The sequence below is a fragment of the Corynebacterium choanae genome, assembly GCF_003813965.1.
Lineage (GTDB): Bacteria > Actinomycetota > Actinomycetes > Mycobacteriales > Mycobacteriaceae > Corynebacterium > Corynebacterium choanae.
In genome coordinates this window covers 1,373,039-1,388,634 of sequence record NZ_CP033896.1, presented here as the reverse complement: position 1 = coordinate 1,388,634, position 15,596 = coordinate 1,373,039, and the positions used below count along the sequence as shown (strand labels likewise).

Here is a 15,596-nt window from a genome sequence, read left to right as displayed (position 1 = left end):
CAACATGACTGGATTATCGACGGCGCACAATCGGCGCCGCTGGCATCTGCCTGCTATGGTGCCCCGCGACCGACACGAACCCGGCCGTACCGCAACAGTCCTTGAACTGTTCTTCGACCTGGTGTTTGTGATCACTGTCGCGATCAACGGCAGCCAACTGCATCATGCACTCACCGAAGGTCACCTCAGCCATGGTCTGCTTTCGTTTGCAATCTGCTTCTTTGGCACTTGGTGGGCCTGGATGAACTTCACCTGGTTTGCCAGCGCCTTCGATACCGATGACTGGTTCTACCGGCTGCTCACCTTTAATCAGATGGCTGGTGTGATGGTGTTTGCTGTCGGTATTGAGCCGGCCTACACCAGCGGCGACTTTCGCATTGTCATCGCAGGCTATGTCATCATGCGCCTGTCTATGGTGGTGCAATGGTGGCGCGCATCGCAGTGCGGCGGGGATGCTGGTCGCGGGGCAAAAACTTATGCGATCGGCATCGCGTGTGTCCAAATGCTGTGGATTCTGTGGACCTTCCTGCCCGCCGGATCCCTCACCAACGCACTGCTTGGGGTGCTGATCTTCGCCGAGATCCTGGTACCCACCATCGCCGAACGCCGTGGCGCCACTTCCTGGCATATGCATCACATCGCGGAGCGATATGGGCTATTTACTATTATTTTGCTCGGCGAATCGTTGCTGGCCAGTGTCAATGCGCTGGTTGATGCCCGCGAACACGGCGACCATCTCCTGCCCCTCGGTGTGTTCGCGCTCACCGCACTAGGAATTACCGCCGCCCTGTGGTGGTGGTATTTCTGGACTCCGCATCACAAAGCCATGCACACCTTGGGCAGCATATTCTTCTTCGGCTATGTGCACTATTTTGTGTTCGGCGCAGCAGCAATGCTCAGCGCCGGCATGGAAGCCAATATTGATGTGCTCACCGGCAATTCCGCGCTTACTTCCCGACAGGCAGTATTGACAGTCGCCATGCCAATTGCAGTCTTTCTCCTTGGGATAGTTGCCACGTCGATTCGACAAGCCGGTCAGCCAACCGTACTCATCACCACTATCGCTGTTGCGGTGATCGTTGTACTCCTTGGCCTTTTCGGAGCACCGCTGTGGACACTGCCAATCCTGCTGTTTGCATGTATTCCAGTGCTTATCCGCAACCCTGCACCAGAAGACCAGTAACACAGTGCTGTGGATTTGAGCGGCTGCCTAGCTTGCGGCAAGAACAACACGCACCGTGTGCACAAAACACATCCAATAGCAACGCCTGGTCGCCCGCAATATGCGCAGCAGACCAGGCGTTGTACGGGTGCCCATCCCCTTTAGCCATGATCGGCAGCACCGCTGCAGGCTGTAGCGCAGCAACTGCAACCAGCGCTGCGTCAACCAAACTATTTCAGCATCGTTATAAGGGCTCGTCGATCGTTTCAATATCGGGCAGCAGCGGTGCCAGCGGCGGAAGCTCATCAAGGCTACTGAGACCCAGGAGCTCTAAAAACAATTCGGTAGTGACATATCGGTGGGCGCCGGTTGTTTCCTCAGTGCCAACCTCCCGAATCAGCCCCCGTAACGTCAAGGTGCGCATCACCCCGTCAACATTCACCCCACGGATAGCAGCTACTTGGGAACGCGTACACGGCTGTTTATAGGCCACCACCGACAATGTTTCCAACGCAGCCTTCGACAATCGTGTTTGTGTACCGGCAAGCAGCAGCCGTTCAACAGCTGGGGCACACTCCGCAGCGGTATACAGCCGCCAGCCAGCGGCAGTCTCCCGAAGGGAAAATCCGCTCCCCCGGGCCGCATACTCGGCAGCAATCTGCTGCAGAATCTCCAGCACAACACCGGATTGTTCACCAATCGCCGCCGCCATGGTGTCGGCGGAAGTCGGCTCATCAATCACCAACAGCAAGGCTTCCACCATTGCCCGTGTACGACTAATGGGGCTTAGCTGCTCTGCACCAGCAGCAGTCAATCCGCCCGACCCTGGCGGTGGCGTGGAAGTAGTCACAGCAAACCAGTATAAAACCCGGTACATCACCTGCCATCAGGCAACCGCACACCAAAGACTCGACCACGCATCCAGCCCACGGCGTAGCAGGAAAACCCTGCCCTAGCTGAGGGAAAGCGTGCCATCATCACCAGTGGCAATAGGTTTGCCTTCCGTAGCCCACTGCGACCACGATCCATCAAACACGGTGACGTTTCGTGCCCCCGCCACCAAGGCAGCCACTGCCACAACACAGGCAGTCACACCCGAGCCACAGCTGAAAATCTTGCGATCGTCAATATCACCGGCACCTTCCAGCAGCGCTAACGTAGCGGGAATCCCAACAAATCGGCCTTGCGGAAAAACAGTTTGGAACGCAATATTCCAACTTCCCGGCATGTGACCTGACTCCATTCCCGGCCGCGGCTCCGGATCTTCACCGGTGAACCGTCCACGGCTCCGAGCATCAATAACCTGCACCTGATCATCGCTCAACGCCTGCTCAACTTCGTCAATGTCCACCAGCAAGTCAACTCGCGCGGCAAGCTCCTGCTCGGCGGCAGCGAAAAGTTCCTGCGCAGTCTGCTCATCGACAGGATGAGCAAACGTTGTCACCGTTGGCAATCCTGCCTCCAACCAGGCAGGAAGACCCCCATCTAAGAGCTGCACCTGCTGATAACCAGCCACGCGTGCAAGCCAAAACACGCGCGGCGCCACCATCATGCCATGCCGGTCATAGATCACCACTGGCGTCGAGGGCGACACGCCACGGGCGGCAAACAGTCGCCGCAACTGCGTCACCGAAGGGGCAGTATGCACACCGCCATCGTGACGGGAAAAATCATCGTCAATATCGCACAACAGCGCGCCGGGAATCATCGCCTGGTGTTTGGCGGGATTGCCCATCGATGCGCACAACACCACCACCTTCCCGGTCGCAGTATCCCCACCGGATCCTTCGACATATCCGAGCTGTTTTGCCAGATCATGAACTGAACACAGGATGTTTTGCTGCATGGCCGCAGTGTAGCCGACCCCCGCCACCAGTGTGTGCCCTAGAACACATTGAACTGAGCATAGCACCCGAACGGGGGATAATAAACTCACACTTGCACAGCGTTTAAGAAAAGAGTGAGTATTTTTCAACGATGACCAGAATTGAACAGCGTATTGAGGCGACGTCGCAGTCCGCGAGCGGGCAAACGCCGCCAGCGTTCTCCCACACTTCCCGGGCAATTGCCGGTTTGGAGATGTGGGAACGATTCTCCTATTACGGTATGCAGGCAATTGTTGTCTACTACCTGTATTGGAGTGCCACCGAAGGTGGTTTAGGACTAGATCGCGGCGCGGCAACCGCTTGGATGGGGGCATACGGTGCACTCGTCTATGTGATGACAATCGCCGGCGGATGGATCGCTGACCGAATTGCCGGCGCGGAAACCACTCTTCTTACCGGTGCCAGCATTGTGATGCTTGGCCACATCATGCTGTCCACTGCCAGCGGGGTGCACGGAGTAGCTGTTGGTCTAGTCAGCATTGCCTGCGGCTCCGGACTGCTCAAAAGCTGCGCCGTCACAATCTTGGGACGGGTGTATGCGCACGCACCAGCCATTCGCGACACAGCCTTCCAATATTTTTATCTCGGCATCAACATCGGTGCATTCTTCGGTCCGATCATTGTCGCAGCACTCCATGCGCGCTACGGGTTTGCCGCCGGATTTGGCGCAGCCGCAATCCTGATGGCCATTGGGCTTATCCACTATTTACTGATTCGCCGCCGCTTCCTCACTGAACTTTCACCCCAAACCCAAGCAGAAATCACCAGCCCGCTGCGACCGATTCACCGCCGGCACACTTACCTCATTATTCTCGGCAGTGCACTGCTCATTGCTCTGCTGTTTTGGCTGTTAAACCAAGGTATTCTCACCGCCGGCCGGGCGGCTACTGTGCTCCTTATCGGCTCGCTAAGTGCGGCAGCAATCATGCTGGCAACATGCTTGCACACCCTTGATCGTCGTGATCCACAACGACTCCAAGTTTGGCAATTCATTCCAGTGTTTTTTGCCTCTACCGCATTTTGGTCGGTGCTCAACCAGACCTATGGGGTGTTAGCAGTATTTTCCGATGTGCGACTCAACCGCAGCATGTTCGGCTATGAAATCTCCCCCTCCTTCACCCAGGCGATTAATCCGCTGTTTATTTTGCTGCTCACCTTCCCTATGAGTTATCTGTGGGCGCATCTCAACCGGGAAGTATCCTCCATGACAAAAATGGCGGTTGGGGTGATGATCTCCGGGTTGGGATTGTTGGTGCTCGCCCCCTTTGCTGGCGCTGGACCAAACGAAGTCCCTTTCCTCGCGCTGGTAGTCACCGTCGGAATTATCACCACTGGAGAACTCCTCGTAGGCCCTATCGGCATGTCCACCACGACAGCCCTAGCACCATCAGGATTCGGCGGACGATTCTCAGCACTGTACTTTCTCACCATGTCTGCAGGTACCGCCACAGCCGGTGTCATCAGTCAATACTATGATCCCACCGACAGCACCCGGGAACTACTGTATTTCACCTGCTGCTCCGGCATTGTGTTAGCTATCGGGACAATGCTGCTGATCTGTTCCCGGCGGCTTACAGCAGCCACAAGCTAGCATCCCGTACCCGGGGCAGGAGCCGGCTACGGAAACCCGCGAAAAAGTTTGACGACTCAACCCGGCAAGGCCAACCCCCTGCCGGGCGATCTTCTTATCTATACCCACCTGCAGCACACTAGCCACACCTGCACTACTTGCCGCACCCCACAGCTGTTGCCATGACTGAGCAACAGCCCAGCTACAAACGCGTGCTGTATCTTGATCCACACCGATATGACGTTGTCAATGAGCAACAAGGGCGATGTGCTCGCAGTACGTGCGGGGCTACTGTGCCGCAGACAAGTTGAGCGCTGCACGAAGCTGGTCACAATCGAGTGCCGCAAACGCAGCAGCGGCAAACGCCTCTTTACTCCTTCCCCCAAGATGTTCCGGCAGTGCGCCAAGCCACGGTGCCTGAGTGATCTCACTAAACAGCTGAAGATTCAACCGGGTAGCAAGATCTGGTTTTGCCGGCACACTGCCCCCCAGCACTGCGGCAATCGACAATCCGCGGCGCCTGGCAGCTTCCACTGTTAACTCGGCAAGATTCAACGATCCCAGCCCCGTCGAGGTAACCACCACCACAGGTGCCGACAAGCCAGCAGCAACATCGGCGATAGTCCACGTATCACCCAACCGCACGAGCAGCCCACCGGCACCTTCAACCAGCACCACCGGTTCAGCAGTTCCCTCCCGGTTCGCCTGCTGGAGACATTGCTGGTGAATATCACGAATCTTGGTGACCACCTCGGCACAGTCCAGCTGCTCCATATTTGCCCGATGAGCGGCGATATTCGGGGCGAGCGGCTCGGGATAACGAATAAACTCTGCGGTCGATATGGTTGGGATGAACTGTTTGGCGGTATAGATATCCCCGGCACCGTCCGGTTCCCCAGTTTGCACCGGTTTAATCACCGTCACCGGATGTCCCAGCTCAGTGAGCACTGCGGACAGTGCCGCAACCGCTATGGTTTTCCCCACATCAGTGTTGGTGCCAGTAACAATGCACAAGGCCATGATTTGCTCCAAATCTGCGTTCTTCTTCGTGAAATGAGCAGCTGCTCTAGTGACAGTTGTTGCCCGATTATTGGCTATAGCCGACTTCGACTCCCTTGGTTAGGAGCATTCGCGCCCGCTAACAGTGCTTTCTTTTCATGATTATCGGCCGCGATCACGGCAGCCCGAACGCCACGAATAATCTGTGCCAACTCGTCGCTGGTTACCACAAAAGGCGGCATTGTATAGATCAATTTGCCGAAGGGTCGCACCCACACCTGTTCAGACAATGCGGCCTGCTGGGTGATTTGCTGATCCACCGGTTGGCGCATCTCCACCACCCCAATAGCACCACATACTCGCACATCGGCCACACCAGCAAGCGCTGCAAGATCGGCAAGCCCCTCGCGCAGCTGCTGCTCAATAGCGCCGATTCGTGGCCGCCAATAGCCAGTAGCAAAAAGATCAACGCTTGCTGCCGCAACCCGACAAGCCAACGGATTAGCCATAAAAGTCGGTCCATGCATCAACGCCCCACCACCAGCCGGAGTATCAATCGCGGCAGCAATCTTGCTGGTTGCTAACACAGCCGAAAGCGTCATCATCCCCCCAGTTAATGCTTTACCAACACATAAAATATCCGGGGTTACCTGTGCGGCATCGCAGGCAAACATCGATCCGGTACGTCCAAATCCGGTAGCGATCTCATCAGCGATCACCACAATGCCTCGTGCATGACACGCCTGAACCATCGCAGTAACCAGTCGCGCATCATGGAATCGCATCCCGCCAGCGCCTTGCACAAGCGGTTCAAAAATAAACGCCGCAATATCGTCAGTCATCGCCGCAGAGGCCGCCGCTACATAGGTTGCGATGGTGGCATCTGATGATCCTTGCGGCGGCGGGATAGGTAAAAATTCCTGCTCCGGCAACACACCCCGCCATAATGTATGCATTCCCCCTTCCGGATCGCACACACTCATCGGGGCGACGGTGTCACCGTGATAGCCACCCCTCCACGTCAACAATCTTTTGCGTTTGGCAGCTCCCACCCCGCGTTGGTATTGCAACGCCATTTTGTGCGCTACTTCGACCGCAACCGATCCTGAGTCGGCAAAGAACACCTTCTCCAAGCCGGCAGGAGCCACTGCAAGCAGCCGCTCTGCCAAATCCACTGCCGGATGATGCGTTAAACCACCAAACATGACATGACTCAACGAATCCAGCTGCTGATGGGCGGCCTCCACCAAGGCTGGATGGCGGTGACCGTGGGCGGCACACCACCATGAACTCATCGCATCGATTGCTGTGCTACCGTCCGCAAAGGTGAGCCAACAGCCTGTTGCAGCTGTCACCACTAACGGATCCACAGCGGCTGGAGAAGGCGCATAAGGGTGCCAAATATGAGCCTGGTCAAACGCGACTGTCGCCGCCGCGCTGATCTCATCCCTGATCTCGCGAGGACTTGCAGGTTTAATGCCGTGCAGTGGGACAGGTGTATCAAGTGGAGACAACGCAGACCCTACAGATGAATCACACATGAGCGTTCTTTCTAACGTGGCACACCGCATCCCACCACCTGCAGATCAATAAAGGCAGCAGAAAACACCAGCAAACAGCGCCTTTGAGGCATGCAAACCTGGAACCGGTAATCACTAACTATCGTGCAATAGCGGTGGCGCCTTGGTGAGATTCGAAACGTCCCGGCCACCACTTTGGAAAGGCGCTCAAGCTACGGTAGCGAAACAGAAGTCAAAAACACCTTGCCAATCTGTTGACGCATTCCAACAGAACACCGTGTCATCCTACTCTTTGAAAACTCTCCTCACGAGAGAATCCGCCAAAAACTTATACAGCGTTTAACTGGTGAGGATTTTGCGGGGAAACTAGGAACAGCTACTCCCAGGTACCGGCGGCCACAACCGCCGGATCAACATCCAATCCAGTCCACCGCAAAGACAACTCCCCCAATGTGTCTTCCTGTGCAAACTCAATCGCGCCAGCTTTAACTAATTCGAGCACCGCCAAAAACCTGCCAACCACCTGCAAGACGTGGTCACATGACTGCGCTAGCGTGACAAACGACAGCCACGCATCGCTGCCAGCCGCTTGCAGACTACGCAACAAGATACCGGCCTGTTCAGGAACTGACACGGCCGGAGCGTGAATATGATCCACTCCCACCACTGCGGCAGGTTTTGGTCGAAAGGCGGCAGCTGCAAGCTCCGCGAAACCAGCAGCATCAACCCCAAGCGTTACCGGTGGCATCAAATCCACAAACGCCGGTTCCATACTGACACTGCGTGGATAGCGTCGAGGCGCATGCAGCGCCCACTGCCCCATCATCGTCGCAACTTCCGCATAAGCCCGATACTGCAGCAGACGCGCAAACAACAAGTCACGGCTTTCCAACAGAGCGAGATCTTCTTCGCTGTCCACCTCACCCCGCGGCAGCAACCGGGCCGTTTTCAAGTCGAGCAGGGTTGCAGCGATAACCAAAAATTCGGTGATTTCGCTTAAATCGGCAGTCTCTCCAAGCTGCCTTGTGTAGGCAATAAAGTCATCAGTTACCTGTGCCAACGCAACTTCGGTGACATCGAGTTTCTTTTTACCGATGAGCTGCAACAGCAAGTCAAATGGGCCGGTAAAGTTTGCTAACACCACGCGAAACCCGGGCAGCTCGGGTTGCACCGCGCCGGGATCAGGCACCGTAATTGACGATTCGATCCGTCGACGAGGCGACGGCTGCGATACCACCTGGCGATCCTCTACAAGTGCTGGGCGCGGTCGATAACTTCCCACGCCAATTGCCGATACTGAGCTGCTCCTTGGGAACTCGGCGCCCAGGTGATAATAGGTTCACCAGCAACAGAAGTCTCAGGGAAACGAACGGTACGGGTAATCACTGTGTCAAATACCCGATCGTCAAACACTTCAACGACACGTTCCATTACTTCACGCGCATGGGTGGTGCGGCGGTCAAACATGGTAACCAAAATGCCAAGAATCTCCAGATCGAAGTTCAATCGATCCCGCACTTTTTCAACGGTGTCGGTGAGCAACGCTAAACCGCGGAGGGAAAAATATTCACACTCCATAGGGATCACCACGCCGTGGGCACAGGCCAAAGCGTTGACGGTAAGTAACCCGAGCGATGGCTGACAGTCAAGAATAATGAAGTCATATTCTCGCCTGACAGGACGCAATGCTCGAGCCAACGTATGTTCCCGACCAACCTCGTTGACCAGCTGAATTTCGGCTGCGGATAGATCAATATTGGCAGGCACCAAATCAAGGCCTGTCACCCGGGTTGGCAAGATCGCATCCCGCACCGACTGGTTGGAATCCACCAGAAGGTTGTAGACGGTGAGATCAAGCTCGTCATGGTCGACACCAAGACCTGCGGACAGTGCGCCTTGCGGGTCGAGATCAACGAGCAGGACACGACGTCCAGCTTCGGCCAAGCAGGCACCTAGGTTGATCGTCGAGGTGGTTTTCCCAACCCCGCCTTTTTGATTGCACATGGCGATGATGGTTGCAGGGCCATGCCGATCTAACTGAGGTGGTTCGGGGATGGGACGTCGCTTCCGTCCGGTGAGGGAGAATTCCGGTTCTGGATTGTCGATTAGTGAGCCACTCACGTTACTTACAGATCCTCCGTTGCCTGCTGACACATCCAACACCTTGCCCGCTGAAATGTTCTCCGATACACCTTGAGGTTCACCTGGGCAGTCACCGCTCGCGGAAACACGAACCGATGAGCACCCTATCGCAGTGTTCACCGCTGTCGCGCACAAGCCGGCAAGATTCTCGTCGAAACTCTTCAGCCCGGGGCTGAACACTGCACAATGCTGCTGTGTTGCTCCGGTGATACATGCGTACGTTGTGGACGAGATGGCAATAGTGAATTGCTGCGTTGTCTTTCGAGCTGCAGCAAAGCCACCTAGTGGGCACCACTCAAGGTGTCGTTCGCAAGTATTGTAGCTTACTCACACCCCTGCTATGGCTGACACCACACCAAAGAATAGTGGACTCTACGCTGGTCAGAGGGCTGTCAAGGCAGCAGCATGGACAGGTTGTTGCAACCGTGGGCAGCAGGTTAGCTGTTCTGGTGTGGCAGTGACAGCTGGGCGCGGGGATGATGTTGCTCATACATCGATTGCACCTGCTGATTGGTGATGTGGGTGTACAACTCTGTGGTGGTCACACTCGAATGCCCGAGCAGTTCCTGCACACTTCGAATATCTGCGCCGCCAAGCAGCAAGTGAGTGGCGAAAGTGTGCCGCAACGTGTGGGGGGTGAGCGAATATGGCAATTTGGCTTCTTCCCCGAGCTGTTTGAGTGCAGCACAGGCCGATTGCCGTGACAACCCTTTTCCGCGTTCATTGAGCAAAAGTTGATGGCTGAGACCTTGTGACCAGCGGGGGCGTTCGGCAGTGAGATAGTCCGCTACGGCTTGCTGTGCGTAGGCACCGTAGGGCACTAAGCGCTGTTTCATCCCTTTCCCGGTTACCCGTAATGTGCGCCGGCTTCCGGTGACATCGTCGACTGCTAGTTGCAACAGTTCACTGATACGACAACCGGTGGAATACAACATCTCTACCAGGACTCGATCCCGCAGCCGGTGCTGGGTTGGACGCTGGGGATCGTTCACAACTGCAAGTAGGTGTTCCATCTCCTCACGGGTGAGGGTCGCGGGAAACACCTGCCGCGGTTTTGGGGTTTGAATCTCGTGGGCAACATCGTCATTGACGAGCCCTTCTGCACAGGCAAAGCGGTGCAGTCCACGGGCTACGACCCATGCTCGAGCCTGGCTAGATTTCGCTAAGGGCACCACGCCACTTGCCGGATCGCCGGTTGCAAGATACTGCAAATATGCTTCACAGTCAGTGCTCGTTACTACAGCAAGCGAGTCGATGTTGCGTTGTTGCAGAAAGCGCCGATAGCGCAGCAGGTCACGGCGATAGCTGTCGACAGTGTGCGGAGAGGCATCGCGTTCAATCGTCAAATGGCGCAACCACAGGTCGATAAGTTGGTGAAGTTGCGTCGAGGATTCAGCCGAAGAAGTCATATTGGATGGTGCTCATGCTGTGCGGCATACCGCCCGGTAGGTGGACAGTGCTGGTGTCGATCATGCCAGGTGTTCCATAGTGGCACTGTTTGGTGGCAGAGTGCAGTTGCCAGGTCACCTATCCTACGGTGGCTGGATTGCTAGGTTGTGCGAAATGGCTACCTGTTTACCGGTTTTCCCGGCCGGGTTGTTTCATGTCACCACCGGGGCCGACGATCGCGCCACGACGGTGACTTAATGCTGTTGGTCGCAAATCAAATGGGGTGTCGGCAGGCAATGTGGAGGCTCGTCCGGCGAGCACATCGAGTGCCCGATAGAGTCCGGCCGTAGCAATTCCGTTGACGATCGTTCCATCCGTCAGCATGCGGTGCACCGTGTCGACTGGGAAAAACTCAACTGTCAGGTCGGCTTCTTCATCTTCGCCGATAGGTTTGCTGACTGCCGTAAGGTCACGGGCGAGATAGAGTCGCACAGCTTCGTCGCAAAATCCGGGGGACGAAACAATATCGCCGAGGAGTTCAAGGCGGTTTGCGGTGCAGCCGAGTTCCTCGGCGAGTTCCCGGCGCGCACAGGTGGCAGGGTCTTCTCCGGCGATGTCGAGCAGCCCTGCGGGCAGTTCCCAGAGGCGTCGGCCTACGGCTTGGCGCCATTGGTAGACCAGTCCGATTTCGTTGTGTTCGTTGACTGCCACTATGGCGACTGCTCCGAAGTGTTCGATGATTTCGCGGGGGCTGGTGTGTCCGCCGGGCATGTGAATTTGGTCGCGGCGGAGGGCGATGATTGGTGCGTCGACGAGGATTGTTGTGGATTGTTGGGTGAAGTGGTGTGCGGCGGGTGGGGTGGTCATTGGGTTGGTCTTTCTGTGGGGGGGTGGTTGTGTGGGGTTATTTGTCTGGTTGTGGTGGTGGTCCTATTGGTTGTGTTGGTGCTGCTGCTTGAGCGTTTGCTGCGGCTCCGTAGGCGCCGCTTTGGCCGGCGAGTTCTTGGCGGAGGGCGAAGATTGCGGCGATTTGGGCGTATGCGTAGGAGATTGAGTCGACGGTGGTGAGTCCGGGGGTGTTGCTGGTGCGGAGCATGCCGATGATGCCGGTGTCGGCGGCGGCGCGGATGCCGCCGGCGACTACGAGGGCTGGTGCGGTGGTGACGAATCCTTGGGCGATCTCGACGATTGGGCGTGGTTGTCGTTGTTCGGTGGGGGTGGTTGGGTCTTGTGGGGTGTCGCCGGTGATGAGGATGGCTGCTCGTCCGGGTTGTGGTGGTTCGTTGTAGGTGATGAGGCCGGCTTGTCGGAGGCCTTCGAAGAGGAGGGTTCGGTCGGGTTCGTTGAGGGTGGTTTCGCCGGTGGCGGGTTGTTGTTGGAGGGCGGCGCCGAGTGTGGCGCCGAGTTGTGTCGTGGGTTGGCCGGGTGGGGTGTTGGGGTTGGTTGGTGGGGTGTTGGGGTTGGTTGGTGGGGTGAGTCGGTTGAGGAGGGTGGTGAGCTGTGTGTTGGTGGTTTCGTCGTGTATTTGGGCGGTGAGTGTGAGTTCGCCGCTGATGCGTCCGCCGGCTTGTTCGATGAGTCCGCGGATTGCGGTGATGTTGTTGTCGCTGGCGTCGGCTGTGGCGAGTATGACGATTTCTACTCCGGTGAGGGTGCCGGTGACGTGGGCGAGGGCGATGTCGGTGATCCAGGCGTTGGCGGCGGCGGCTTCGGCATGGTCGATGCGGGCTTGGAGGGCGGTGGCGCGTTGTTGTTGGGCGTCTTGGGTGGCGGTGGCGCGTTGGGCGAAGGTGGTGAATCCGGGGATGGCTGGGGCGAGCACTGCGGTGCCGGCGACGAGTCCGATGATTATGCCGATGCTTGTTGCAAGTCCGTGGGAGGTGTTGCGTTGGGGTTGCATGGGGTTCACCTTCCCTGGTTGGTGAGTTGTCGCAGTTGGTTGCCGAGCTGGTTGGCGGTGCCGGTGAGGTTGGCTAGTGGGCTGCCGTCGCCGAGGAGTGCGACGAGGAGCAGTAGTGTTGCGGTGACGGCGAGGAGGCCGAGGAGTGTGTAGAGCCAGCTGAGGTTGAGTGGTTTGTCGACGGTGTAGAGGGCGATGATGGCGGCTGCTGGGACGAGTTCGTGTGCAGCGTAGAGGCGGGCGAGTTGGGTGCTGGCGACGGTGGTTGGGGTGCTGCGTAGGGCGGTGTCGACGGTGAGTGGGTCGCCGACGTGGACGATGACTGCGGCGTGGTGGTAGTGGGCGAACAGGATGGCGAGGTCGGTGGGGTCGCTGGTTTCTGCGGGGAAGGTCATGGCGGCGACTGCTAGATCGTGGACGCGGTCGATTCCTGTGGCATCGCCTTGTGGGGTGGCAGGGATGAGGAGCACTGCCCCGGAGGTGAGGAGTGTTTCTGAAAGGTTGGTGGGGTCGCCGAGAATGATGTCGGGTTGGTAGCCGGCGTTGGTCACGTGTTGGGCGCCGAAGCCGGCGCCGATGATGACTGGATCATATTCGCGGATGAAGTTTCGGAGTCCTTTGAGTTGGGTGGCGGCCGTTGGTGTGTCGCTGACGATGATGACTTTTTTCCCGGTGAGATGGACGCGGGTGTCGGGGATGCCGAAGCCGTCGATATAGAGCGGCGCCTCGTCGGTGAGTAGTGTTGCGAATCCTTGCCCTAGCTGGTCGGCGGTGGCTGCCAGGGTGTGTGTGGCTGTGGTGTAGGTGGCTGCTAGTTGTGCAGGGTCTACTGGTCGTCCGGTGGCAACGAGGGTGTTGCCGTAGCGCAGTGCGCCGGTGGTGTCGAGGGTTGCTTTTCGTCCGTCTTTGGCGAGCCGCCACAGTTCGGCGCCGACTGCTTCGACGAGCACAATGTTGGCGTCGGCAAGGAGTTGCGGCCCGTATGCGGGCAGTGTCCCGCTGGCCATTGGGGCGACGTTCACTATCGCTGCTGGTTGGCGGCGCAGGATTGCCTGGGCGGCGCGTCGATCCATGTCGGGAAGGTCGAGCAGCACAATATCCCCCGTCCGTATGCGGGTCGGGGGTTTGTCGGTAAAGTTCACGACCCGGGTTGGTCCGGCAAGGGCGGACGGGTCAGGGTGGCGGCCGAAAGGACTCATGTGAACTAGTGTGTCCGGACGTCCCTGTCCGGTGGTGGAGGCGCGCGTAGCGTGCGGTTAGGTTTTGCTGCCCCGGCTGCGGTGGGCGACCGCCAGGAGTTCTGCGGCGTGGGCACGACCGGTGTCGGTGTCCCCTAGACCGGCCAGCATGCGGGCAAGTTCGTCGACGCGTGCTTTGTCTTCCAGCGGGGTGACTGCGCTGACAGCCCGCTGATCTTCGCTGATGGATTTGGCGATGGTGATATGCCGGTCGGCGAAGGCGGCAACCTGTGCCAGGTGGGTTACGACGATCACTTGGTTGTGGCGGGCAAGCTGGGCGAGTCGTTTCCCGATTTCCACTGCTGCCTGGCCGCCCACCCCGGCATCGACTTCGTCGAAAATCAAGGTTTTCCCGCCACTGCCGGCAACATGCAGCTCCAATGCGAGCATCACCCGGGAGAGTTCACCGCCGCTGGCTGCCTGCCCGATGGGACGGGCCGGCTCCCCGGGGGCGCCTGCCAGCCGGAATTCGATCTCTTCCGCACCATAAGGTCCGCCCTGCTGCGGCAGCAGCACTACCTCGAGGCGGGCACCTGCCATCGCTAAGCCGGCAAGCTCTTGGGTAACTGCTTTGCTGAGCGTCGCTGCCGCTGCTTGGCGTGCTTGTGTTAAGGCTTTCGCTGCAGTGTCGCGTACCTTCGCGGCTTGGGTGGTTTGTTCCCGGAGTGCTTGCAGCGCTGCTGGGGATACGTCGATTGCGGCGAGTTTCTTTTCGGCTTTTGCCTTCCACTGCAACACGCCGTCAATATCAGGGGCGTATTTGCGGGTGAGCTGTTTGAGAGCCTGCGACCTTGACAATAGCTGTTCCAGGGTCGCCGGATCGGCATCAAGCTGGGCATGGAATTGTGTTAACTCCCCGGCGATGTCACCAAGCTCGTTCAGCAGCGCGGCAAGCCTGGTGGCGGCGGCCTGCAGCACCGGGTCTTCGCTAGCAGCAAGTGCGTGTTCTGCCTGGGCAAGCAGTGCATTTGCCGCTTGGTGGTCATCGAAACTTTCCGGATCCCCATCGATTGCTGCCACAGCTGTGGATGCTGCCTGGCGCAGCATATCGACATCTTGCAATCGTTGAATTTGCCGGCGGAGCTCTTCGTCTTCGCCGGGCTGCGGGTTCAACGACTCGATTTCATGAATCGCGAACTGTAGCCGATCCACTTCTTGGGCAGCTTCCCGCGTCGTGGAACTTACCGTGGTGAGTTGCCGGTCAAGTTCCCGCCACCGCCGGTAGGCTGCGCGATAGTCTTTCCAGCATTGGGCGACAGTCGGATTGCTGCTGTCAACAACTGCCCGCTGCTGCTGCGGGTCAAGCATTGCAATCTGATCCATCTGCCCGTGAAGAGAAATATGGGGACTCGTGAATTGTGCCAATGTTGCCGCCGGAACGGTACGCCCCGACAGGTGTGCTTTGGAACGCCCCTGCCGCGCCATGGTTCGCACCACCACATATTCGTTGTTTTCATCGGCTTGCGCACCAGCTTCGCTGGCAGCAAACTCAGCCTGCTGGCGCGCCTGCGGCTCCACATCGGCTAACGAAAACACCCCCTCGACGACGGCTTGATTCGCCCCAGCCCGAATTTTCGCTGGTTCACTGCGCTGCCCGCAAATCATTTTCAACCCGGTAATAATCATTGTTTTACCAGCACCTGTCTCCCCTGTGAGACAGGTAAACCCGGGCGCAAATTCCACGGTGGTGTGGGGAATCACCCCAACATTGGTGATCGAAAGCTCAACCAGCATGCCATAGACTGTAGCAAGTTCTTCCCCAGTTGCATGCCACAACCACCTCAAGCAGA

13 protein-coding genes are annotated in these 15,596 nt (G+C 57.8%); 2 read left to right on the top strand and 11 right to left on the bottom strand.

What is annotated here, in order from left to right; translation table 11 throughout:
• Positions 1–4 precede the first annotated feature (4 nt).
• Positions 5–1,183 (top strand): low temperature requirement protein A, encoded by a 1,179-nt coding sequence (locus CCHOA_RS04975; protein ID WP_123927667.1) that lies wholly within the window; start codon positions 5–7, stop codon positions 1,181–1,183.
• Between the two features lie 223 nt (positions 1,184–1,406).
• On the opposite strand, the gene scpB is transcribed toward CCHOA_RS04975, so the two are convergent.
• Positions 1,407–2,039, bottom strand: coding sequence for an SMC-Scp complex subunit ScpB (gene scpB / locus CCHOA_RS04970; protein ID WP_123927664.1), 633 nt, complete (start codon positions 2,037–2,039; stop codon positions 1,407–1,409).
• Positions 2,040–2,114: 75 nt separating this feature from the next.
• The gene (locus CCHOA_RS04965; protein WP_123927661.1) at positions 2,115–3,008 is read right to left on the bottom strand and encodes a sulfurtransferase; all 894 of its coding nucleotides are present in this window, start codon (positions 3,006–3,008) and stop codon (positions 2,115–2,117) included.
• Between the two features lie 131 nt (positions 3,009–3,139).
• Here CCHOA_RS04965 and CCHOA_RS04960 point away from each other — a divergent pair, with 131 nt between their 5' ends.
• On the top strand, positions 3,140–4,639 hold the full coding sequence (locus CCHOA_RS04960; protein WP_123927658.1) for a peptide MFS transporter: 1,500 nt from the start codon (positions 3,140–3,142) through the stop codon (positions 4,637–4,639).
• 267 nt (positions 4,640–4,906) lie between these two features.
• Here the strand turns inward: CCHOA_RS04960 and bioD are convergent, their stop codons facing one another.
• From bioD to recN, 9 genes are all read right to left on the bottom strand, one after another.
• The gene (bioD, locus tag CCHOA_RS04955; protein ID WP_123927655.1) at positions 4,907–5,638 is read right to left on the bottom strand and encodes a dethiobiotin synthase; all 732 of its coding nucleotides are present in this window, start codon (positions 5,636–5,638) and stop codon (positions 4,907–4,909) included.
• A gap of 74 nt (positions 5,639–5,712) precedes the next feature.
• Positions 5,713–7,158, bottom strand: coding sequence for an adenosylmethionine--8-amino-7-oxononanoate transaminase (locus CCHOA_RS04950; protein ID WP_123927652.1), 1,446 nt, complete (start codon positions 7,156–7,158; stop codon positions 5,713–5,715).
• Between the two features lie 355 nt (positions 7,159–7,513).
• A complete protein-coding gene (locus CCHOA_RS04945; protein WP_245992249.1) occupies positions 7,514–8,332 on the bottom strand; it encodes a segregation and condensation protein A in 819 nt (272 codons plus the stop codon).
• A gap of 53 nt (positions 8,333–8,385) precedes the next feature.
• A complete protein-coding gene (locus CCHOA_RS04940) occupies positions 8,386–9,258 on the bottom strand; it encodes a ParA family protein (protein WP_123927650.1) in 873 nt (290 codons plus the stop codon).
• 458 nt (positions 9,259–9,716) lie between these two features.
• Entirely contained in the window at positions 9,717–10,688 is a 972-nt protein-coding gene (locus CCHOA_RS04935; RefSeq protein ID WP_123927647.1) for a tyrosine recombinase, read from the bottom strand.
• Positions 10,689–10,854: 166 nt separating this feature from the next.
• The gene (locus CCHOA_RS04930; protein ID WP_123927644.1) at positions 10,855–11,535 is read right to left on the bottom strand and encodes an NUDIX domain-containing protein; all 681 of its coding nucleotides are present in this window, start codon (positions 11,533–11,535) and stop codon (positions 10,855–10,857) included.
• A gap of 37 nt (positions 11,536–11,572) precedes the next feature.
• Positions 11,573–12,568 (bottom strand): copper transporter, encoded by a 996-nt coding sequence (locus CCHOA_RS04925; protein WP_123927641.1) that lies wholly within the window; start codon positions 12,566–12,568, stop codon positions 11,573–11,575.
• A 5-nt stretch (positions 12,569–12,573) separates the two neighbouring features.
• The gene (steA, locus tag CCHOA_RS04920) at positions 12,574–13,767 is read right to left on the bottom strand and encodes a putative cytokinetic ring protein SteA (RefSeq protein ID WP_123927638.1); all 1,194 of its coding nucleotides are present in this window, start codon (positions 13,765–13,767) and stop codon (positions 12,574–12,576) included.
• Between the two features lie 57 nt (positions 13,768–13,824).
• Complete coding sequence (gene recN, locus CCHOA_RS04915; protein ID WP_123927635.1) at positions 13,825–15,540, bottom strand: DNA repair protein RecN; 1,716 nt, start codon at positions 15,538–15,540, stop codon at positions 13,825–13,827.
• Positions 15,541–15,596: the final 56 nt, after the last annotated feature.